The sequence below is a fragment of the Streptomyces sp. NPDC056160 genome (genome assembly GCF_042268205.1).
Taxonomy (GTDB): domain Bacteria; phylum Actinomycetota; class Actinomycetes; order Streptomycetales; family Streptomycetaceae; genus Streptomyces.
Genome location: NZ_JBHJUW010000003.1, coordinates 71,471 through 92,651, shown reverse-complemented (window position 1 = coordinate 92,651; position 21,181 = coordinate 71,471). Strand labels below are relative to the sequence as shown.

At 73.7% G+C, this 21,181-nt stretch carries 18 protein-coding genes and 4 pseudogenes; 15 read left to right on the top strand and 7 right to left on the bottom strand.

Features of this window, described 5'->3' with window-relative positions:
• Positions 1 to 40: 40 nt before the first annotated feature.
• The 9 genes and pseudogenes from rpmI to ACFC02_RS01955 form a co-directional block, all read left to right on the top strand.
• Positions 41 to 235, top strand: a complete 195-nt coding sequence (gene rpmI / locus ACFC02_RS01995; protein ID WP_007829094.1) for a 50S ribosomal protein L35 — start codon at positions 41 to 43, stop codon at positions 233 to 235.
• Between the two features lie 111 nt (positions 236 to 346).
• Positions 347 to 730: a 50S ribosomal protein L20 gene (rplT, locus tag ACFC02_RS01990; protein WP_006141703.1), complete on the top strand. Its 384-nt coding sequence runs from the start codon at positions 347 to 349 to the stop codon at positions 728 to 730.
• 203 nt (positions 731 to 933) lie between these two features.
• A complete protein-coding gene (locus ACFC02_RS01985; RefSeq protein WP_376350798.1) occupies positions 934 to 1,797 on the top strand; it encodes a TrmH family RNA methyltransferase in 864 nt (287 codons plus the stop codon).
• Between the two features lie 52 nt (positions 1,798 to 1,849).
• Positions 1,850 to 2,980, top strand: a complete 1,131-nt coding sequence (locus ACFC02_RS01980) for an ATP-binding protein (RefSeq protein ID WP_376350796.1) — start codon at positions 1,850 to 1,852, stop codon at positions 2,978 to 2,980.
• A gap of 148 nt (positions 2,981 to 3,128) precedes the next feature.
• Complete coding sequence (gene pheS, locus ACFC02_RS01975; protein ID WP_376350793.1) at positions 3,129 to 4,250, top strand: phenylalanine--tRNA ligase subunit alpha; 1,122 nt, start codon at positions 3,129 to 3,131, stop codon at positions 4,248 to 4,250.
• Entirely contained in the window at positions 4,250 to 6,754 is a 2,505-nt protein-coding gene (pheT, locus tag ACFC02_RS01970) for a phenylalanine--tRNA ligase subunit beta (protein ID WP_376350791.1), read from the top strand. The genes pheS and pheT overlap by 1 nt, the downstream gene beginning before the upstream one ends.
• 261 nt (positions 6,755 to 7,015) lie before the next feature.
• Positions 7,016 to 7,894, top strand: a complete 879-nt coding sequence (locus tag ACFC02_RS01965; protein WP_376350788.1) for a PP2C family protein-serine/threonine phosphatase — start codon at positions 7,016 to 7,018, stop codon at positions 7,892 to 7,894.
• Positions 7,895 to 8,163: 269 nt separating this feature from the next.
• Positions 8,164 to 9,516 carry a transcriptional regulator gene (locus tag ACFC02_RS01960; protein WP_376350786.1) on the top strand — a complete coding sequence of 451 codons (1,353 nt, stop codon included), beginning with the start codon at positions 8,164 to 8,166 and terminating at the stop codon, positions 9,514 to 9,516.
• 220 nt (positions 9,517 to 9,736) lie between these two features.
• Positions 9,737 to 10,279 (top strand): annotated as a pseudogene (locus ACFC02_RS01955) (NUDIX hydrolase); the annotation flags it as partial.
• A gap of 59 nt (positions 10,280 to 10,338) precedes the next feature.
• Here the strand turns inward: ACFC02_RS01955 and ACFC02_RS01950 are convergent.
• Both ACFC02_RS01950 and ACFC02_RS01945 read right to left on the bottom strand, forming a co-directional pair.
• Complete coding sequence (locus ACFC02_RS01950) at positions 10,339 to 10,596, bottom strand: hypothetical protein (protein ID WP_376350784.1); 258 nt, start codon at positions 10,594 to 10,596, stop codon at positions 10,339 to 10,341.
• A gap of 183 nt (positions 10,597 to 10,779) precedes the next feature.
• On the bottom strand, positions 10,780 to 11,685 hold the full coding sequence (locus tag ACFC02_RS01945) for a 3-hydroxybutyryl-CoA dehydrogenase (RefSeq protein ID WP_376350781.1): 906 nt from the start codon (positions 11,683 to 11,685) through the stop codon (positions 10,780 to 10,782).
• 129 nt (positions 11,686 to 11,814) lie between these two features.
• On the opposite strand from ACFC02_RS01945, the gene ACFC02_RS01940 reads away from it, so the two are divergent.
• On the top strand, positions 11,815 to 13,065 hold the full coding sequence (locus ACFC02_RS01940) for a glycoside hydrolase family 10 protein (RefSeq protein ID WP_376350778.1): 1,251 nt from the start codon (positions 11,815 to 11,817) through the stop codon (positions 13,063 to 13,065).
• Positions 13,066 to 13,253: 188 nt separating this feature from the next.
• Here the strand turns inward: ACFC02_RS01940 and ACFC02_RS01935 are convergent, their stop codons facing one another.
• Together ACFC02_RS01935 and ACFC02_RS01930 are read right to left on the bottom strand one after the other, a co-directional pair.
• The gene (locus ACFC02_RS01935) at positions 13,254 to 13,457 is read right to left on the bottom strand and encodes a DUF1918 domain-containing protein (RefSeq protein ID WP_376350776.1); all 204 of its coding nucleotides are present in this window, start codon (positions 13,455 to 13,457) and stop codon (positions 13,254 to 13,256) included.
• A gap of 125 nt (positions 13,458 to 13,582) precedes the next feature.
• A pseudogene (locus tag ACFC02_RS01930) lies at positions 13,583 to 14,026 on the bottom strand (EamA family transporter); the annotation flags it as partial.
• Between ACFC02_RS01930 and ACFC02_RS01925 the strand changes: the two are divergent.
• Together ACFC02_RS01925 and ACFC02_RS01920 are read left to right on the top strand one after the other, a co-directional pair.
• Positions 14,024 to 14,273 (top strand): annotated as a pseudogene (locus ACFC02_RS01925) (PLP-dependent aminotransferase family protein); the annotation flags it as partial. The pseudogenes ACFC02_RS01930 and ACFC02_RS01925 sit on opposite strands and share 3 nt — an antisense overlap.
• Positions 14,274 to 14,477: 204 nt before the next feature.
• Positions 14,478 to 14,890, top strand: a pseudogene (locus tag ACFC02_RS01920) (GNAT family N-acetyltransferase); the annotation flags it as partial.
• 90 nt (positions 14,891 to 14,980) lie between these two features.
• On the opposite strand, the gene ACFC02_RS01915 reads toward ACFC02_RS01920, so the two are convergent.
• The 3 genes from ACFC02_RS01915 to ACFC02_RS01905 all read right to left on the bottom strand — a co-directional run bounded on the left by ACFC02_RS01915 (position 14,981) and on the right by ACFC02_RS01905 (position 16,400).
• Positions 14,981 to 15,424 carry a DUF6314 family protein gene (locus tag ACFC02_RS01915; RefSeq protein WP_376350773.1) on the bottom strand — a complete coding sequence of 148 codons (444 nt, stop codon included), beginning with the start codon at positions 15,422 to 15,424 and terminating at the stop codon, positions 14,981 to 14,983.
• A gap of 131 nt (positions 15,425 to 15,555) precedes the next feature.
• The gene (locus ACFC02_RS01910) at positions 15,556 to 15,978 is read right to left on the bottom strand and encodes a carboxymuconolactone decarboxylase family protein (RefSeq protein ID WP_376350770.1); all 423 of its coding nucleotides are present in this window, start codon (positions 15,976 to 15,978) and stop codon (positions 15,556 to 15,558) included.
• Positions 15,975 to 16,400, bottom strand: a complete 426-nt coding sequence (locus ACFC02_RS01905) for a MerR family transcriptional regulator (protein WP_360965514.1) — start codon at positions 16,398 to 16,400, stop codon at positions 15,975 to 15,977. Before ACFC02_RS01905 ends, ACFC02_RS01910 begins: the two co-directional genes overlap by 4 nt.
• Before the next feature lie 347 nt (positions 16,401 to 16,747).
• On the opposite strand from ACFC02_RS01905, the gene ACFC02_RS01900 reads away from it, so the two are divergent.
• From ACFC02_RS01900 to ACFC02_RS01890, 3 genes are read left to right on the top strand one after another with little or no spacing between them, the layout of a single operon-like run.
• Entirely contained in the window at positions 16,748 to 19,774 is a 3,027-nt protein-coding gene (locus ACFC02_RS01900; protein ID WP_376350766.1) for a YfhO family protein, read from the top strand.
• Between the two features lie 24 nt (positions 19,775 to 19,798).
• Entirely contained in the window at positions 19,799 to 20,749 is a 951-nt protein-coding gene (locus ACFC02_RS01895; protein WP_376350764.1) for a glycosyltransferase family 2 protein, read from the top strand.
• Positions 20,749 to 21,144: a GtrA family protein gene (locus ACFC02_RS01890; protein ID WP_360965505.1), complete on the top strand. Its 396-nt coding sequence runs from the start codon at positions 20,749 to 20,751 to the stop codon at positions 21,142 to 21,144. Before ACFC02_RS01895 ends, ACFC02_RS01890 begins: the two co-directional genes overlap by 1 nt.
• The last annotated feature ends 37 nt before the right edge of the window (positions 21,145 to 21,181 follow it).

Here is a 21,181-nt window from a genome sequence, read left to right as displayed (position 1 = left end):
CCGGGCACCGGAGCGCCACCGACGAGGAGAGAACGGCGCTATGCCGAAGAACAAGTCGCACAGCGGTGCCAGCAAGCGCTTCAAGGTCACCGGCTCCGGCAAGGTGCTCCGTGAGCGCGCCGGCAAGCGCCACCTGCTCGAGCACAAGTCGTCCCGTCTGACGCGTCGCCTGACCGGCAACGCCGAGATGGCCCCGGGCGACGCCAAGAAGATCAAGAAGCTTCTCGGCAAGTGACGCGGCGGCGCGTGATCCCACGATCACCGCGCGCCGTACGTCAGGACCGGGACCCAATCGTTTCCGGGCCGTGTGAGCACAACCACGGCCCCGCTACAAGGAGTCAAACAAGTGGCACGCGTCAAGCGGGCAGTCAACGCCCACAAGAAGCGCCGGGCGATCCTCGAGCAGGCCTCCGGCTACCGCGGTCAGCGTTCGCGCCTGTACCGCAAGGCCAAGGAGCAGGTCACCCACTCGCTGGTCTACAACTACAACGACCGCAAGAAGCGCAAGGGTGACTTCCGCCAGCTGTGGATCCAGCGCATCAACGCCGCTGCCCGCGCCAACGGCATCACGTACAACCGCTTCATCCAGGGTCTGAAGGCCGCGAACGTCGAGGTCGACCGCAAGATCCTCGCCGAGCTGGCCGTCAACGACGCGAACGCGTTCGCCGCGCTCGTCGAGGTCGCCCAGAAGGCTCTGCCGAGCGACGTCAACGCGCCGAAGGCCGCGTGACACTGCGCTGGCTCGAGCCGGTGTTGTAGGACCCGCAAGCTTTCGGGCTTGCGGGTCCTGCTGTTGGGCCTGCGGCCGTCGTTGTCCGGCTGCGGGTCCGTCGTGGTTGCTCGCGCCCCCGCGGCGGAGCCGCGTATCGAAACAGCCCGCGTCCCTTTCTGGGGCGCGTACGCCACCGCACGTAGTTATCCGAAGGTAAGAGGATGCCCCCCGCCACTCCCGAGCTGATCTCCCCCCGCTCCGCCCGTGTGGCCGCCGCCCGGCGGCTGGCCAAGCGGAACTTCCGGGGGAAGGACCGGCTCTTCCTCGCCGAGGGGCCGCAGGCCGTGCGGGAGGCAGCCGCGCACCGCACCCCGGGCGGCGACGCCACGCTCGTGGAACTCTTCGTCACCGTGGAAGCCGCCGAGCGCCACGCCGACATCGTGGGGGAGGCCCGCGCCGCCGGCGCCCGGATCCACCTCGCCGCCGACGAGGTCATCGCCGACATCTCCACCACCGTCACCCCGCAGGGCCTAGTCGGGACCTGCCGGTTCCTCGACACGCCGTTCGAGGAGATCCTCGCCGCCCGGCCCCGCCTCGTCGCGGTCCTCGCGCACGTACGCGACCCCGGCAACGCCGGTACGGTGCTGCGCTGCGCCGACGCGGCCGGCGCCGACGCCGTCGTCCTCACCGACGCCTCCGTGGACCTGTACAACCCCAAGGCCGTACGCGCCTCCGTCGGCTCGCTGTTCCACCTGCCGGTCGCCGTCGGCGTCCCCGTCGAACAGGCCGTCGCCGCCCTCAAGGGCACCGGGGTGCGCATCCTCGCCGCCGACGGCGCGGGTAGCGACGACCTCGACGACGAGCTGGACAAGGGCACCATGGGCGGCCCCACCGCCTGGGTGTTCGGCAACGAGGCCTGGGGCCTGCCCGAGGAGACCCGGACCCTGGCCGACGCCGTCGTCCGCGTCCCCATCCACGGCAAGGCCGAGAGCCTGAACCTCGCCACCGCGGCCGCCGTATGCCTCTACGCGTCGGCCCGCGCCCAGCGCGCCCGCGGAGGATGCCGCTCCCTCACCTCCAGCTAGTAGGGTGACCAGCTCGGGGGCCCGCTGCACCGTCGGGAAGGTGGGGTAAGGGATGAGTGTCGGCACGAGCGGGGCGGTACCGGGCGCGCGCCGGGCAGCCGCGCCACCTGCCGCTGCCGCCGCCGGCCCGGCCGTCGACCCCGACGAGCTGCCCGACGGCCTGGTGATCGCCGACGAGCACGGCCGCGTCACCTGCTTCAACACCGCCGCCGCCCGCATCACCGCCGTCCCCGCCGGCCAGGCCCTCGGACAGCACCTGGACAAGGCCCTGCCCCTGGAGGACCTGGAGGGCCGCCGCTGGTGGCAGCTCACCGATCCCTACGGCGGCCTGGCCATCCGCGTGGCCCAGCCCGAACGCAACCTGCTGCTGCCCGGCGGCCGGGAGGTCCTGGTGTCGGCCAGGTACGTCCGCGACCGGCCCGCCGGACCCGTCCGCCGCGTGATCGTCTGCCTGCGCGACACCGAGGCCCGCCGCCGCACCGAACGCAGCCACGCCGAGCTGATCGCCACCGTCGCCCACGAACTGCGCTCGCCGCTGACCTCCGTCAAGGGCTTCACCGCGACCCTGCTCGCCAAGTGGGAGCGGTTCACCGACGACCAGAAACGGCTGATGCTGGAGACCGTCGACGCCGATGCCGACCGCGTCACCCGGCTCATCGCCGAACTGCTCGACATCTCCCGCATCGACTCCGGCCGCCTGGAGGTGCGCCGCCAGCTCGTCGACATAGGGGCCGCGGTCGGCCGGCACGTCCAGGCCTACGTCGCCGCCGGCCAGCCCGCCGACCGGTTCCTCGTCCGCCTGGAACAACCGCTGCCCGACCTGTGGGCCGACCCCGACAAGATCGACCAGGTGCTGAGCAACCTCATCGAAAATGCGGTGCGGCACGGCGAGGGAACGGTCACCATTGACGTCACGCCCGCGGCGTCCCCCCGGGAGGGGGAGGACGCCGGGACGTCGGTCACGGTGAGCGACGAGGGGCCCGGCATCCCGGAGGAGTCCATGAACCGCGTCTTCACCCGCTTCTGGCGGGGCAGCAAGCGCGGCGGCACCGGCCTCGGGCTCTACATCGTCAAGGGCATCGTCGAGGCCCACGGAGGCACCATCACGGTGGGCCGCGCCGTCGGCGGCGGCGCGCGGTTCCGATTTACCCTGCCCGTGGGCACCCCGGCGCACCTCCTCTGAGGAGGGACCGAGGCCCCACGGGCGCATCCGCTTTCCCCCGCCCCGTTAGACTCGGCCATTGGCACCTTTGTGTCCCACCACTGGAGACGGAATGTCCACGAGTCGGTGACGGGGACCGTCAGCCAGCCGATCGGAAACACGGGAAGAGATGTCCGCACCCAATAAGTCGTACGACCCTGTCGAGGTCGAGACGTTGAAACCGGAAGAGATCGAGCGCATGCGGGACGAGGCGCTCGCCGCCTTCGCCGCCGCGGACTCCCTCGACGCGCTCCACGAGGCCAAGGTCGCCCACACCGGCCCGGCCTCCCCGCTGGCGCTCGCCAACCGCGAGATCGGCGCCCTGCCCCCGCACGCCAAGGCGGACGCCGGCAAGCGCGTCGGCATGGCCCGCGGCGCCGTGAACAAGGCCCTCGCCGCCCGCCAGGCCGAGCTGGAGGCCGAGCGTGACGCCCGCGTCCTGGTCGAGGAGGCCGTGGACGTCACGCTGCCCCACGACCGCGTACCGGCGGGCGCCCGGCACCCGCTGACCACGCTCTCGGAGCGCATCGAGGACATCTTCGTGGCCATGGGCTACGAGGTCGCCGAGGGCCCCGAGGTCGAGGCCGAGTGGTTCAACTTCGACGCCCTGAACATCGGCCCGGACCACCCGGCGCGCAGCGAGCACGACACGTTCTTCGTGCGGGGCGGCGACGGCGGCGCCGACTCCGGCCTCGTGCTGCGCACCCACACCTCGCCCGTGCAGATCCGCTCCCTGCTGGAGCGCGAGCTGCCGGTCTACGTGATCTGCCCCGGCCGGGTCTACCGCACCGACGAGCTGGACGCCACGCACACCCCGGTCTTCCACCAGGTGGAGCTGCTGGCGGTGGACGAGGGCCTGACCATGGCCGACCTCAAGGGCACCCTGGACCACATGGTGCAGTCGCTGTTCGGCGAGGGGATGAAGACCCGGCTGCGGCCGAACTTCTTCCCGTTCACCGAGCCCAGCGCCGAGATGGACATGGTCTGCTACGTGTGCCGCGGCGAGTCCGTCGGCAACCCCGACCGCCCCTGCCGCACCTGCTCCAGCGAGGGCTGGATCGAGCTGGGCGGCTGCGGCATGGTCAACCCGCGGGTGCTCACCGCCTGCGGCGTCGACCCGGAGAAGTACAGCGGCTTCGCCTTCGGGTTCGGCATCGAGCGGATGCTGATGTTCCGCCACAACGTCGAAGACATGCGAGACATGGTCGAGGGTGACGTCCGGTTCACCCGGCCGTTCGGGATGGAGATCTGATGCGGGTCCCGCTTTCTTGGCTGCGGGAGTACGTCGACCTGCCGGCGACGGAAACCGGCCGCGACGTCCAGGAGAAGCTGGTCTCGGCCGGCCTCGAGGTCGAGACCGTCGAACAGCTCGGCGCCGACCTCAAGGGCCCGCTCGTCGTCGGCCAGGTGCTGACCATCGAGGAGCTGGAGGGCTTCAAGAAGCCGATCCGGTTCTGCACCGTCGACGTCGGCCGGGCCAACGGCACCGGCGAGCCGCAGGAGATCGTCTGCGGCGCCCGCAACTTCGCCGTCGGCGACAAGGTCGTCGTGGTGCTGCCCGGGGCGACGCTGCCCGGCGGCTTCTCCATCAGCGCCCGCAAGACCTACGGCAAGACCTCGCACGGCATGATCTGCTCCGCCGACGAGCTGGGCATGGGCGACGACGGCACGCACGGCATCATCGTGCTGCCGCCCGAGCACGAGGTCGGCACCGACGCCGTCGAGCTGCTCCAGCTCGTCGACGAGGTCCTGGACATCGCGGTCACCCCCGACCGCGGCTACTGCCTGTCGATCCGCGGCGTCGCCCGCGAGGCCGCCATCGCCTACGGCCGTCCGCTGCTCGACCCGGCCCTGCTGGACGTGCCGGCGCCGAACGCCTTCGGCCACCCGGTGAAGATCACCGACCCGTTCGGCTGCGACCGCTTCACCGCCCGTACGGTGACCGGCCTCGACCCCGAGGCGCGCTCCCCGATCTGGCTCAGGCGCCGCCTGCAGAAGGCCGGCATGCGCCCGATCTCGCTCGCCGTCGACATCACCAACTACGTGATGCTGGAGCTGGGCCAGCCGCTGCACGCCTACGACCGCTCCCGCGTCCAGGGCGCCATCGGGGTGCGCCGGGCCGAGCGCGGCGAGCAGCTGACCACCCTCGACGGCGTCACCCGCACGCTGTCCGCCGAGGACCTGGTCATCACCGACGACCGCGGCCCGATCGGCCTCGCGGGCGTCATGGGCGGCGCCAACACCGAGATCGACGACACCGAGGGCACCACCACCGAGGTCGTCGTCGAGGCCGCCCACTTCGACCCGGTCGCCGTCGCGCGCACCGCCCGCCGGCACAAGCTGACCTCCGAGGCGTCCCGCCGCTTCGAGCGGGGCGTCGACCCGCAGGCCGCCTCCGCCGCCGCGCAGCGCACCGTCGACCTGCTGGTCCTGCTCGCCGGCGGTACCGCCGAGGCGGGCGTCACCGAGATCACCGCACCGGCCGCGCCGCGCACCATCGCCATCCCGGCCGACCACCCCGACAAGGTCGCGGGCGTCACCTACGGCCGCGAGACCGTCGTACGGCGGCTCCAGCAGGTGGGCTGCGACGTGTACGGCCAGGACGAGCTGATCGTCACCGTGCCGTCCTGGCGGCCCGACCTGACCGACCCGAACGACCTGGCCGAAGAGGTCATCCGCCTGGAGGGCTACGAGAACCTGCCCTCCACGCTGCCCCGGCCGCTGCCCGGCCGCGGCCTGACCGCCCGCCAGCGGCTGCACCGCCGCGTCGGCCGCGCGCTGGCCGGCGCCGGCTACGTCGAGGCGCCGAACTACCCGTTCATCGGCGAGGCCGTCCTCGACCAGCTCGGCCTGGACGCCGACGACCCGCGCCGCACCGTGGTCACCCTCGTCAACCCGCTCTCCGACGAGGAGCCCGCGCTCCGTACGACGCTGCTGCCGGGCCTGCTCGGCGCGCTGCGCCGCAACGACGGACGCGGCAGCCACGACCTGGCGCTGTTCGAGACCGGCCTGGTCTTCCGGCCCACCGGCCAGGAGAGGGCCGCGGTCCGGCTGCCCGCCGACCGCCGGCCCGCCGCCGACCAGCTCGCCGCGCTCGACGCCGCGCTGCCGCGCCAGCCCCGCCGGGCCGCCGTGGTGCTCGCCGGCGCCCGCGAGCAGGCCGGCTGGTGGGGCAAGGGCCGTCCGTCCGACTGGGCGGACGCGATCGAGGCGGCGCGGACCGTGGCGCGCGAGGCCGGTGTGGAGCTGAGCATCCGTGCCGACCGGCACGCCCCCTGGCACCCCGGCCGGTGCGCCGCGCTGTACGCCGAGGTGGACGGCGCCGAGACCCTCGTCGGCCACGCCGGCGAGCTGCACCCGCGTGTGGTCAAGGCGATGCACCTGCCGGAGCGCACCTGCGCCATGGAGATCGACCTCGACCTGCTCCAGCGGGCTGGGGACGGCGTCGCCCGGGCGCCGCGGATCTCCGCGTTCCCGGTCGCCACGCAGGACGTCGCCCTGGTCGTCGACAAGCCGGTCCCGGCCGTCGAGGTCGAGGCCGCGCTGCGCGAGGGCGCCGGTGAACTCCTGGAGTCCCTGCGGCTGTTCGACGTCTACGAGAACGCCGAGCAGCTCGGTGACGGGCGCAAGTCGCTGGCGTACGCGCTGCGGTTCCGCGCCCCCGACCGCACGCTGACGGTGGACGAGGCGTCCGCCGCCCGCGACGCGGCGGTGGCGCTGGCCGCCGAGCGGACCGGGGCGGAGCTGCGCAGCTAGCTCCGCCGCGTCCCCGGGAAGGGGCGGGGGGACCGCAGGCCGGTCGCCGGGTGCGGGTCGTCCTTCGGCCGGCCGCGCCCGCGCGGCCAAGCCGCTGTCGACAGCGCCCCGCGCCCCTTTCGGGGGCGCTTCGCGGCCCCCTCACTCGTTCGGGTGGCAGAGGCCGGGGTTCCGGTTCCCTGCCGCGGACGCGATCGACAGAATCGGACCGGCCCTTCGGGGCCGGTCCGCGCTGTCAGCGCCTCTTGGGGGGCCATGGTCATGATCCGCATCAGGGCTGGGGCTCCCCGCGGAGTGCGGCCGGGCGCCGTGTTCCTGGCCGTGAGCACCTGCACCGGCCTCTTCCTGCACGCCCGCCGGGCCATGCTGCGCGAGCTGCGGCAGGCCCGCGCGGTCGCGGGCGCCGCGCAGAGCGTGCTGCTGCGGCCCCTGCCGCCCCGCGTCGCCGACCTGGACGTGGCGGCGGCCCAGCTCTCCGCGGACCCGGGCGCGGCCGTCGGCGGTGACCTGTACGAGGTGATCCCCACCGAGCACGGCGTACGGATCGTCATGGGGGATGTGCGCGGCCACGGTCTCGCCGCCCTCGGCACCGCCGCCACCGTCCTCGGCAGCTTCCGCGAGGCCGCCCACGACGAGGTGGACCTCGCGGGCGTGCTGCGCCGCCTGGACCGGGCCCTGGCCCGCCACCAGCGCGCCCGGGACGATGCGCGGGAAGCGGCGGCCGCCGAGGACTTCGTCACCGTCCTCCTGGCGGAGATCGCCGCCGACGGCACCCTGCTCGCCCTCAACTGCGGGCACCCGTGGCCGTACCGGCTGGGCGGCGGGACGGCCACCCCCGTGTCCCGCCGCGAACCGCTGCCGCCGCTGGGCCTGTTCCCCCTGCCGTCCCGCCTGCCCGTCGCGGAACTCGGCCGCCTGCTGCCCGCCGAGACACTGCTGCTGCACACGGACGGAGTGGAGGACGCACGGGACGCCCGGGGCCGGTTCTTCCCGCTGCGGACCGTCCTCGCGCAGACCGCCCGCGCCGGTCCCCTCTCCGCGCAGTCGGTGCTCCGGGCCGTCTTCACCCGCCTCCTGGGCCACACCGGCCACCGCCGCGCCGACGACGCCGCCGTCCTCGTCGTCCAGCGCCGCCCGTAGGGCCTCGCGCCCGTCCCGGCACCTGGTCGCCGCCCGCCCCGCCACGGAGTGTCGGGCAGACGGCGGAGCGGGCGGCGCGGTGGCGGGCCGCCGCACGGTGCGAGGGGGAGCGGGCGGCCCGGCCGGCCTCTTGACGAGGCACCTCAGTCAACCGGCAGCCCCCGCCACGCGACAGTGCGCGCACCGCGCGGATGCGGGCACTCGGTTCACACCCCGTGTGAACCGCCCCGCACTACGCTGTCCGCACCCAGCCACCCGGGGGGTTCGACATGCAGCCCAACACTCTGCTCGACGCGATCCTGGACGAGGCGGGCATCTCGCACGCCGGTCTGGCCGCGCACGTCAACCAGGCGGGCCGGGCGCGCGGCCTCGCGCTCCGCTACGAACACACGGCCGTGGCCCGCTGGCTGAAGGGCCAGCGGCCACGCGGCCAGGTGCCCGACCTGATCTGCGAGGTGCTGGCCGCCCGCCTGCACCGGCCCGTCACCCTCGATGACATCGGCCTGGGCGTCCCCGGCGGGCCGTCCGTCCCGCACGGCACCTCCCTGTCCGGTTTCGTCGAACGGGCCACCGCCCTGTGGCGCTCCGACGAGCAGCAGCGCCCGCACGTCCTGGGCGCCCCCGCCGTGACCGGCACCCCGGCCGTGATGCCGGTGTGGGAATGGGAGAACCCGCCCGAGGACGTGGACGTCTCGCGGGGCGGCCGGCACCGGGTCACCCCGGCCGACATCGAGATGCTGCGCGCGGCCCGCACGCACTACGAGCAGATGTACCGCAAGGCCGGCGGGGTGGCGACGCGCAGCCGCATCGTGGGCTTCCTCGACGCGGAGGCGGCGCCGCTGCTGCGCGGCGGCTACACCGACGCCACCGGCCGCCAACTGCACCGGGCCACCGGCGGGTTGGTGGCGGTCGCCGGGATCTGCGCGTACGACTCCGACGCGCACGGCCTCGCCCAGCGCTACTTCCACCAGGCGCTGCGGCTCGCCAAGGCCAGCGGGGACCGGGGGCTGGGGGCCTACGTGATAGCGCTGCTGGTCAACCAGGCGCTGTTCATGCGGGAGTACCGGCAGGCCGTCGCCTTCGCCGAGGCGGCGCTGCGCACCGCCGGCCGGCACATCACGCCCGCGCTCGCCTCCGACCTGTTCGCGATGCAGGCCAAGGCGTACGCCCATCTCGGCGACGGCACGAACGCGCTGTCCTGCATCCGGCGAGCCGAGCAGGCCGCCGAACGCATCCGGCGCGGACACGAGCCCGACGAGACCGGATACGTCCAGCCGGGCCTGGTCAACGTCCAGGTGGCGGAGGCGCTGCTCAGTCTCGGCGAGCTGGCCGCGGCCGAGGAGCACGCGACCGAGGCGGTGGACAACCCCGCGCACGACCGCGGCCGGGTGCACCGCCTGGCCATGCTCAGCACCATCGAGCTGCGCCGGGGCAACGTGGAGCAGGCGGTGGCCACGGCGGTCAGGATGACCGAGCAGGCCCGGGGGATGGAGTCCCAGCGGCTGCGGGACCGGCTGCGGGCGGTGCGCGAACACCTCGTGCGCAGCGGCTGCGCGGGCACGGCCGAGGCGGCCGAACTCATCGACGGGGCCCTGCGCGTACCGCTGTTCACGACCCGCTGACCCGCGCACCCGCCCCGGCGGCCCGTGCCCCCGGGCCGGCCCACGGCCCTCCCCGTCAGTCCCCCACGGCCCTCCCCGTCCGTCCCCACCGGCCCTCCCCGTCCGCCCCCGCGGGCCGCCCTGCGCCCGCCGCTGCGCCGTGCGCCGCACGCCGTGCGCCTGCCTCCGGGGTCGCTGAGGCTGCGATATTGCCACTGACCCGACGGAAGGTGGCAGAACCGTGCAGTGGACGAAACAGAACGAACAAACTGTGTACGCAAACCGCTGGTTCACCGTCAACCTCGCGGATGTGGCGCTGCCCGACGGCCGGCACCTCGACCACTTCCTGATACGGCTGCGGCCCGTCGCCGTGGCCACGGTGGTGAACGACGCCCAGGAGGTCCTCCTCCTGTGGCGCCACCGCTTCATCACCGACAGCTGGGGCTGGGAGCTGGCGGCAGGCGTCGTCGAGGACGGCGAGGACATCGCACACGCGGCGGCCCGCGAGCTGGAGGAGGAGACCGGCTGGCGGCCGGGACGGCTGCACCACCTGATGAGCGTGGAGCCGTCCAACGGCCTCACCGACGCCCGGCACCACATCTACTGGTCGGACGAGGGCGAGTACGTCGGACACCCCGTGGACGACTTCGAGTCGGACCGCCGGGAATGGGTCCCGCTCAAAGTCGTCCCCGACCTGGTCGCCCGCGGGGAGGTCCCGGCCGCCAACATGGCGGCGGCGTTACTGCTCCTGCACCACCTCCGGCTCGGGCAGGACACCCGGCCCGGTGGCCGGGGGGACCAGGTCCTGTCGTCGCGGGGCAGGCGGGAACGTGACGACGGGAGCTAACGGCCCAGTGCCTGCCACAGGGCCACGACCAGGGCGCCCACGGCCGCCAGTGCGGAGACCGTGGGCAGCGGCCAGCGGGAGTGCTCGACGGTGACGAGCCGCGCGCTCAGCTCGTCGAGCTCCTTCGCGGTCTCCTCGGTGCGATGGTTCAGCAGGGCCAGGCCACCCTCCACGCGGGCATATGCCACGTCCAGACGGCGCCGTAACTCTGCGAGGTCTCCGGGAACGGCCGGATGCTCGGGATCGACGGTCACGGACCCGCTCCTTTCTGTAGTCGTCTCACGTCCCTTGCATGTGCATGAGGAGTCAACTCGCCTGGTGGGCGTGGGGGGAGAGTGTGTGAACGGCATATGCGAGTCCGGTGCGCACACGGCGTGTGAACGCCGCGGGCCCGGCACCTTCCCGGTGCCGGGCCCGCGGGGCGTCGCGCTGCGTGGTCAGCCGTAGGTGTAGAAGCCCGAGCCGCTCTTGCGGCCCAGCCGGCCGGCGTCGACCATGCGCTGGAGCAGCGGGGGTGCGGCGTACAGCGGCTCCTTGTACTCCTCGTACATCGAGTACGCGACCGAGGCGACCGTGTCCAGGCCGATCAGGTCGGACAGCTTCAGCGGGCCCATCGGGTGGGCGCAGCCCAGCTCCATGCCGTTGTCGATGTCCTCGCGGCTGGCGATGCCCGACTCGAACATCCGGATCGCGGAGAGCAGGTAGGGGATCAGCAGCGCGTTGACGACGAAGCCCGAACGGTCCTGGGCGCGGATCGCGTGCTTGCCGAGCACCTTCTCGGTGAACAGCTGGGCCCGGCTCAGGGTGCCCTCGGACGTGGTGAGCGCCGGGATCAGCTCGACCAGCTGCTGCACCGGGGCCGGGTTGAAGAAGTGGATGCCGATGACCTGGTCGGGGCGCGCGGTGGCGACGGCCAGCTTCACCAGCGGGATCGAGGAGGTGTTGGACGCCAGGATCGCGTCCGACCGGGTCACCACCTGGTCGAGAACCTGGAAGATCTCGGTCTTGACCTGCTCGTTCTCCACCACGGCCTCGATCACCAGGTCGCGGTCGGCGAACTCGCCGAGGTCGGTGGTGAAGGTGAGCCGCGCCTGCGTCGCGTCCCGCTCCTCCTCGGTGATCTTGCCGCGCTCGGCCGCCTTGGCCAGGGAGTTGAACAGCCGGGTGCGGCCGATCTCCAGGGCTTCGCCGGTGGTCTCGGCGACCTTCACGTCCAGTCCGGCCCGGGCGCACACCTCGGCGATGCCCGCACCCATCTGGCCGCAGCCCACGACTCCGACGCGTTCGATGTCGGTCACATCGTCCCTTTCGCTGCTGATCTTCGGCTGTGGCAGGCGGCCCATGTGTGCGGTGCCTGCTCCGATCGAGCACGTTACCCCCGTCGTGACGCCGATCGACGGGCCGGGTCGTGCATGCTGGCCCGGTGCACGATCCGTGACGGCGCGGATCCACGGCGTACTGGGGGTGCCCGGATGGGCCGAGTGACACGACGGGCGTTCACGGTGGCCGCCCTGTCGACCGTGGCGGTGACGCCGGGCGCGACGGCGGCGCCCCAGCCTCCCGGCGCGTCGGCCGGGGCCCGTGGCGGGCGCACCACCACCGAGATGCGCGGGATGTGGCTGGCGACGGTGGCCAACCGCGACTGGCCCTCGCGCACCGGCCTGAGCGTGGCCCGCCAGCGCGGCGAACTGACCGCGCTGCTGGACGCGGCGGTGCGCCGCCGCCTCAACACGGTCGTCTTCCAGGTGCGTCCCACCGCCGACGCGCTGTGGCCCTCGCCGTACGAGCCGTGGTCGCAGTTCCTCACCGGCACCCAGGGCAAGGACCCCGGCTGGGACCCGCTGGGCACGGCGGTCGAGGAGGCGCACGCCCGGGGCCTGCGCCTGCACGCGTGGTTCAACCCCTACCGGGTCGCGCTGCACGACGACCCGTCCCGGCTCGCCGCCTCCCACCCGGCGCGCCGGCACCCCGGCTGGGTGGTGGCGTACGGCGGCGCCCTCTACTACAACCCGGGACTGCCCGAGGTCCGGGCCTTCGTGCAGGAGGCGATGCTCGACGCGGTGCGCAGGTACCCCGTCGACGGCGTGCACTTCGACGACTACTTCTACCCGTACCCGGTGGCCGGCCGGACCTTCGACGACGGTGCGGCCTACGCCCGCCACGGTTCCGGCTTCGCCGACCGGGCCGCCTGGCGGCGGGACAACGTCGACCGGCTGGTCCGGGAGACGGCCGCGGGCATCGCCCGGATCCGGCCCGGCACGCAGTTCGGGATCAGCCCGTTCGGCGTGTGGCGCAACGCCTCGGCCGACTCGCGCGGCTCCGACACGAAGGCGGGCGCCCAGTCCTACGACGACCTGTACGCGGACACCCGCACCTGGGTCCGCAAGGGCTGGATCGACTACATCGTCCCGCAGCTGTACTGGAACATCGGCCTGAGCGCCGCCGACTACGCCAAGCTCGTGCCCTGGTGGGCGGAGGTGGCGCGGGGCAGCCGCACCCGCCTCTACCTGGGCGAGGCGCTGTACAAGGCCGGTGACGCGAGCGGGGGCAAGGCCTGGCGGGACCCGGACGAGCTGTCCCGGCACCTCACGCTGGCGAAGAAGTACCCGCAGGTGCGCGGGCACGTCTTCTTCGCGGCCAAGGAGGTCGCCGCGGACCCGGCGGGCGCGATGGCACGGGTGGTCGCCGACCACTACCGGCAGCCGGCGAGACCCCCGCGCTGAGTCCGGACCCGGGCCCGGGTCGCCTAGTGCCGCAACAGGCAACGTTCGCCCCGTCGCGACGCCCGGCACGCACTCTCGCCGCACCGGCCGAAAGCCCGAGTACGTCCAGTACGAGGACTTCCGGCCGGCACACCGAGAGCACGCACCGGACGCCGCTCCTTGACGGGTAAACGTTGCCTGCCGCGGCACTAGTACTGTTGCTGTTCCTTCTCGTGACGGCGGACCTGGCAGTCGGGGCCGGGTGACATCACGGCCTCGTGCCCGTCCGCGAAGCGGACGCGGTAGGGCGGACTGCCCTCCGAGCCCATCACTTCGACGACTTCGCTGACCTGGTCGTGCTGGCCGACCACCCGGCCGTGCTGCACGAGCTGGTCGCCTTTGGCTGCGCGCATCTGCGGGCCTCCTCACCATGCGGGGGAGCAGCGGTCCTCGGTTCCCGAGTCTACGGCGCGGAGCGCGGCCGGAACCGGTCCGCGGCCGGAAACCGGGTGTGCGGTCGGCGCCGGATGTGGCCCGGTCAGCCGCGCGCCCGCTGGGTGACGGCGATGCAGACGAGCACGGCGGCGGCCGTCAGCGGGGCGGCCGGCGTCAGATGCTCGCCGAGCAGCAGCACCGACCACACCAGTGTGAGCAGCGGCTGGGCCGGCTGCAACTGGCTGGCCTTGGGGATGCCGACGGCCGCCATGCCCCGGTACCAGAGGACCAGCCCGAGGAACTGCGAGCCCGCCGCGACCCACAGCAGGCCGGCCACGCTGTGCACGCCCAGGTGCACCGGCTCGAACGACAGTGCGGCCGCGGCGGCCGGCGCGGTGACCGGCAGGCACAGCACCAGGGCCCAGCCGATGACGTGCCGGCCCGGCATGATCCGGGCCAGCCGGCCGCCCTCGGTGTAGCCCGCCGCGCACACCGGCAGCGCGCCGAGGAGACAGCCGTCGGCGGTGGTCAGCGCGCCACCGCTCTGCACCCCTCGCTCCAGCCCGAGCGGGCGATGGCCGCCGCGCTCTCCCGCGCGGGCCGCCGCCCCGGGGCCTGGGGCAGACCTCCGCTGGACGGACTCGTGGAACTGCGCGAGTGGTTCGCGCGGAGCATCGGCGGCCCCGGCGGCACGGTGGCCGCCCGCCGAGGTCCTGATCACGGCGGGCGGCCAGTCCGCGCCCACCACCGCGCTGCGCGCGGGGGGACGCGCTCACTCCGGGCCGCCCGTACTTCAGCGCCGAGCCCCCGGCCGCCCACGTCCGGCTGAGCTTCGCCGCGGTCGGCCGCACCGCCGAGATCGCCGAGGGCGTACGCCGTCTGCGCACGGCCTGCACCGAGGTGCTTGCCTGACGGCCGGCCGCGGGCGGTGTCCGGGAACCCGCTCGACGGGGTCCGCCCGGGCCTGTCAGCCTCCCGGCACGACTGCCACCCCGCGCCTGGCCGACGGCTACGAGATCTCCACCGACCCCGCCCGCATCGACGCCGCAGGCGTGCACGAGCGGCTCTGCACGGAGACGTACTGGGCGCGGGGCCGCGCCCGGGAGAAGCAGGCCGGGCCATCGACGGCTCGCTGAACTCCGGTGTGTTCGACACCGCCCGCGCTACCAGGTCGCGTACGCCCGTGTGATCACCGACCTGACGACCTTCGCCTGGCGGTGCGACGTGCAGGTCGATCCGGCCGTGCGGCAAGGGCATCGGTACCGCTCTCGTCGGCGCCGTCCGCGAGCACCTGCGCCCGCACGGGCTGCGGCGGATCGTGCCGGCCAGCGACGACGCGCACGGCGGCTACGAGAAGCTGGGCTGCCGGCCGCTGGAGCGGCCCGGCCGGTGGATCGCGCTCGTCTTCGAGCGAGCCTCGCCGCGGCCCGCGCGAAGGCGGGGCCCGAGGAGAGGCCGGGGGGTCCGCGCGAAGGCGGGCCGCGCGGGCGGCCGGGTGGGTTCAGCCCTCGCGCGTGTAGTCGGTGGTGAGGACCAGGTCCTTGGCCGGGCCGCCCACGCGCCACACCGTCCGCCAGTGGTCCGCGTCCCGCACGGTGAACTCGCCGCGGTACAGGTCGGCCGAGCAGGGGTGGTCGGCGATGTGCCGGCCCGAGGTCAGGTCCAGGTCGTGGAAGGGCCGCCCGTCGGCGAAGCGCACGTCAGCCCCGCCCGGGCGGGTGCCGGGCAGGAAGCGCAGGGTGCGCTCCGCGGGCCGGGCCACGCCCCGCCAGACGAACGTGCCCGACTCGTGGTGCAGCAGCCCCCCGCCGTCCAGCGGACCGAAGTCGGTCACGCCGGTGAAGGAGCCCTCACCGCCGCCGGCCAGGTCCCGCACCGACCGCTCGACCCGCCACCGCCCGGCCAGGTAGGCCAGCGCGTCCGGCACCGGCCAGTACTCGCCCATCGTCTTCCGCCTCCGCTCGCGTTCGCCGTTCGCCGTTCCCGGCCCGGGCCGCTGCCCACCCATGGACGTGCCCCCGCTGCCTGCCCCGCCCATCTTGCCCTTCGGCGCACCGAGCACTCTTCGACGGGCCCTCAGGCCGGCGCGGACCCCTGTCCGAGCGGCAGCAGCCCACGCTCGGTGAAGACCTTCTTGGCGACGAAGGTGGCGTTGAGGGCCTTGGGAAAACCGCAGTAGCCGGCCGCGTGCAGCATCGCCTCGACGATCTGCTCCGGCGTGAGACCGACGTTGAGGGCCGCGTTCACGTGCACCTCCAGCTGGGGCTCGCAGCCGCCGAGCGCGGTCAGCATCCCGAGGGTCACCAACTGGCGGTCGCGCGGCGCTAGTTCCGGCCGGGCGTAGATCTCGCCGAAGCCCCAGGAGACGATCTGGTGCCCCAGTTCGGGGCTGATGTCGGCCAGCGAGTCGACGACCCGCTGCCCCGCCTCGCCGTCCACGCTCCGCAGTACCTCGAGGCCGCGCTCGAAGCGCTCTTCACGGGTGGTGCTCTCGCTCATCTCGCATCGTCCGTCCCCGCCTGCCGCTCGTGCAGCAGCCGTTCGTAGTGATCGATCTTGTCGTCCAGCGCGCCCGCGCTGCGGCGCAGCGCCCGCATGCGCGCGGCCAGTTCGGCCCGGTGCTCACGCAGCAGCGCCAGCCGGTCGGCGACCGTCGCGTCGCCCCCGGCCCGCAGGCGGGCGAAGCGCTGCATGCCGGCGATCGACATGCCCGTCTCGCGCAGCCGCAGCAGGAACTCCAGCCAGGCCAGGTCGGCCGCCTCGTACCGCCGCTGGTTGCCGGTGCTGCGGCCGACCCGTTCGATCAGGCCGGCCCGCTCGTAGTAGCGCAGGGTGTCGTGGGAGAGGCCGGTGCGCTCGGCGACCTGGGCGATGGTCAGAGTCGTTGCCCGGACCCCGGGGAGGGGCTGTCCGCTGGTCATGGGAAGACCGTAGAACCTGGAGCGCGCTCCAGGTCAAGCTCCGGTGCCGGGCACCTCGCGGCGGGGCGGTCGCGAGCCCTCCCGAGCACCACCGGTCACCGCCCCCGAACCCGACGGCAATTCAATTAACCCCTGGATCATTTACGCGACGGTTCGAGTTTCCCTGACGGAAACAGGGTGCCGGAGAATACTGCTGCGCATTCGAATTCACGGCCCCCGCCCCGGGCGACGGCACAGCCATCGGGAAGCCCGCCGTCCAGGCCCGTAGACCGACAACGCGCGGGGAGTGACCTCCCCTCCCCGACGAGACGACGTACGTCCCGAATTTCCCTGGGAGCCTGCCGAGAATGGATCGTCCAAGCCTGCCGAGGGCCGTTCTCAAAGCCGTGCGGCGACGAGCGGACGGGGGCGGCGGCGCGCCGGAGGACGGCTCGCCCCGCATATCCTGGTGGCGGCGGCCGGGGCAGTCCGCCGCCCTGCTGGCCGCGCTGCTCACCGCCACCGCCTTCTGCGCCGCCGACGCCGTCGCCGGCAGCTACCCCTTCGGTCCCCGCACCCGCAGCGTCAACGACCTGGGCAACCAGTACGTGCCCTTCCACGCCCACCTGTGGGACCTGCTGCACGGACGCGCCGACGGCGGCCTGCTGGTCAACTGGCAGTCCGGGTACGGCTCCAGCTTCCTGCCCGACCTCGGGACCTACCTCAGCAGCCCCTTCGCCCTGCTGGTCGCGCTCTTCCCGCGGGACGAGATCGACCTCGTGGTCTACGTCGTCACCGCGCTGAAGACCATGTCGGCCGGCGCCGCCATGGCCTGGCTGCTGCTCCGCCTGCGCCCGGGCCGCTGGTGGGCGGCGGGGCTGCTGGGCGCCGCCTACGCCCTGTGCGGGTGGTCCCTGGCGGACGCCTCCTACAACCCGATGTGGCTGGACGGCCTCGTCGCGCTGCCCCTGCTCTGCCTGGTCGGCGAATGGGCCCTGAGCGGGCGGCGCCGGCTGCTCGGCGTCGTGATCGTGGCGCTCGCCTGGATCGCCAACTTCTACACCGCCTACATGGCCACCCTCGGCGCCGGCCTGGTGCTGCTGCTGCGGCTGTGGCTCGGCCGCCTGCCGCGGCGGCGCGCGCTGAGGGCCGCGGGCCGGGCCGCGGCCACCGTCGCCCTCGGCGTGGGCCTGTCGGCGCCGCTGGTGACGGTGATCTACCGCGGCACGCAGCACGCCTACCCGGGCCGGGTCACGCACTTCTCGCCGGTGCCCGCCGAGGACGTCCTGGCCCGCCTGCTGCCCACGACGTACGGCTTCGGCAGCCCGGCCCTCTTCGTGGGCACCACGGCCCTGCTGCTCGCCCTCGCCCTGCCCTTCCACAGCGCGGCCCCCAAGCGGGTGCGCGCCGGATGGCCCCTGCTGGTGGCCGCCGTGGCGCTGTCCCTGCAGTGGACGCCGACCCACCTGGCCTGGCACGCCTTCGCCACCCCGAACGGCAGCCCCTACCGCCAGGCCTTCGTCCTGTGCGCCCTGCTGGTGATCGCGGCCTGGCACACCCTCTCGTACGGCACCCCGGGCCCGCGCGCGCTGGGGGCGGCTGCCACGCTGCTCGCCCTGATCGCCGCCGTCGCGAGCGGCAGCGGCCTGGTCCGCTCCTTCGCCTGGCCGGTACTGCTCCTGGCCGCGACGGGGGCCCTCGCGGGACTGCTGCTCCTCGGCCGCGCGGAGCGGGGGGCGTCCGCCGCCGGCGCGGGCTCGGCCACCGAGGACGCACGGGGGTTCGCCGACGGCGGGGGATCCGCCACCGGGCGCGCACCCGTGTCCGCCGACGGCGGCGGCTCGGCCACCGGGGGAGCGCCCGGCGACGGCCCGCGCCTGCCCTCCGACGGCCCGCACCCGCCCGGCACGGCCGCGGGGCCGTCCACCGTCCCGCGTCCGCCCGCCGTCCGCCGGCCCCGCCCCGGCGGTGCGCCCTCGCCCGCCGGTCGCAGGCAGCGGCGCCGTACCGCCCTCGCGGGACTCGCCGTGGTGCTGCTCACCGCGGTGCAGTTGGGGGAGGCCACCGCCACCTCCGCCGTGGCGACCCGGCTGCGGCTGGCCCACCTGGACGACTACGCGCCCTGGGGGGCGCGGCAGCAGCGGCAGGCGGACGCGATCGCGCGGGTCGAGGACTGGCCCCGCTACCGCACCGACCCGGGCCGGGAGCAGACCGTGGGCAACGACCCGATGATGGTCGGCGGCCAGGGGGCGCAGTACTACAGCAGCCTCACCGCCGACGTCCTCAGCCGCATGCTCACCGCCCTGGGCGACGGCTGGACCTCCCGCGGGCGCAATCTGCAGAGCCTGGACAACGCCGTCACGGACGCCGTCTTCTCCGTGGGCGCCCGCGTGCACTCACCGCCGGACCCGCACCAGGACTGGTACGCGCGCGACCCCAGCCCCCCGTCCGTGTCCCGCCAGGAGGTCCCCCCGCTGGTGACCGTACGCCCGGCCGGCGCCGCCGGGCCCGCGCGCGCGGGTGTCGCCGCCTTCGGCCCCTCGCCGTACCGCAACCAGGAGCTGGTCCTCGGCGCCCGCGTCTACACCGTGCCGCGCCTCACCCTGCGCACGGGGGCCGGGGAGCAGCCGGACCGCAGCGCCGACGCGGCCCGTCCCGGCCTGCGGTTCGGCGCCGCCCGCCGCGCCGCGGGGGCGCTCCCGGCACCGAAGCCGTCGATCACCGCCCGCTGCCCGGCCGGCAGCGAGGTCTACCTGTGGGCGCCGCACTTCTACGGCACCGCCCGGCTCACCGCCGCCCCGGCGGGCGGGACCGGAGCGGGCGCCGCGCACGGCTACGGCCCGACCGGACGGTTCAGGTCCGACGCGGCCAAGATCGCCGCCATGCAGCGGCTCGGCCGGGTCCCGGTCTCCGGGCGGCTGCGGATCGAGCTGACCCCCACCAGGGCCGGCACGGTCCCGGACGGTGCGGTCGGCTGCCTGGACACCGCCCGGCTGCACACCGCCGTCGAGCACCTCAAGGCCACCGGCGCGAGCGAGGTGAGCGTCTCCGACGGCACGCTGCACGCCCGGCTCCCGGCCCACAGCACCGGCACCGCCGTCGTCGCCGCGCCCCGGATCGCCGGCTGGCGGTGTGCCGCGGGCAACGGCCCCGCCGTCCCCGCCGAGCAGTACTACGGCCTGATCGCCGTGCCCCTGGACGGTTCCGCGACCAGCGTCATCTGCACCTTCCACCCGCCAGGCCTGCGCCTGGGCACCGCCGTCGGCGGTGCCTCGCTCCTGGTCCTGGCCCTGCTCGGCGCTCTCGGCGCCGTCCGCCGACGGCGGACCGCCGGCCGCCCCGCCCCGCACCCCACGCCCACACGCCCGCGCGAGCGCACGACCAGCGCTCTCTGACCGCGCCCCCCGGGGAGAACAACCATGCTCATCTCGATCGTCGCGCCCTGCTACAACGAGGAAGACGTCATCGAACGCTTCCACGAGGCGGTCCAGAAGGTCGCCGAAGACCTCCTGCCGCTCGGCCACGACATGGAGTTCGTGTACGTCGACGACGGCAGCCGCGACCGGACGCTGACGCTGCTCCAGGAACTGGCCGCCGCCGACGCACGCGTGCGCTACGTTTCGTTCAGCCGCAACTTCGGCAAGGAGGCCGCCCTGCTCGCCGGCCTGCGCCACGCCTCGGGGGACTCCGTGGTCGTCATGGACGCCGACCTCCAGCACCCGCCGGAGCTGATCCGGCGCATGGTCGAGCTGCGCGGCCAGGGCTACGACCAGGTGCTGGCCCGGCGCAGCAGGAACGGCGACCGGTTCACCCGCACCCTCACCGCCCGCCTGTACTACCGGCTCGTCAACCGGCTCGTCGACGTGGAACTCAAGGACGGCGTGGGCGACTTCCGGCTGCTGTCGCGGCGCGTGGTGGAGGCGGTGCTGGCGCTGACCGAGTACAACCGCTTCTCCAAGGGGCTGTTCGCCTGGGTGGGCTTCCCCACCACCACCTTCGAGTACGAGAACGCGGTACGCGAGCACGGCAGCAGCTCCTGGACCCTGAAGTCCCTGCTCAACTACGGCCTCGACGGTCTGCTCTCGTTCAACAACAGGCCGCTGCGCGCAGCCCTCCACCTGGGCATGTGGCTGCTGCTGTGCGCCGGGGTGTACACCGCGTGGATCGTGGGCGCCGCCCTCGTCAACGGCGTGCAGACCCCCGGATATGTCACGATCATCACGGCCGTCACCGCGCTCGCCGGCGTGCAGATGGTCATGCTCGGCGTCATCGGGGAGTACACGGGCCGGATCTACTACGAGGTGAAGGGGCGCCCGCACTTCCTGGTGAAGGAGAGCAACGTGGAGCGAACGAAGGATCTCATTTCCTGATGCGTAACCCGATGACGAGGCAGATCGTCACCTTCGCCGTGGTCGGCGTTCTCAACACGGCGACGTACTACGTTCTCTACCTGCTGTTCCTCACGCGTCTGCCGTATCTCCTCGCGCATGTGCTCGCCTTCTTCCTCAGCATGATCGGCTCCTTCTTCCTGAACGCGCGTTTCACCTACCGGACCCGGCCGACCTGGCGGAAATTCCTGCTGTTCCCACTGACGAACGCCGCCAATTTCCTGATCACCACGGCGGGCGTGTACGTGATCGTCGACGTGCTGCACGCCGGGAGCCGGTTCGCCCCGCTGCTCGCCTCCGCGGCGGCGATCCCGGTGACCTTCGTCGTCTCCCGCTGGATCATGCTCCCGAAGGCGGACCCGCCCAGGATTGCATAAACGTGCATCCATACGTATAGTCATGCCATCAAGGAGG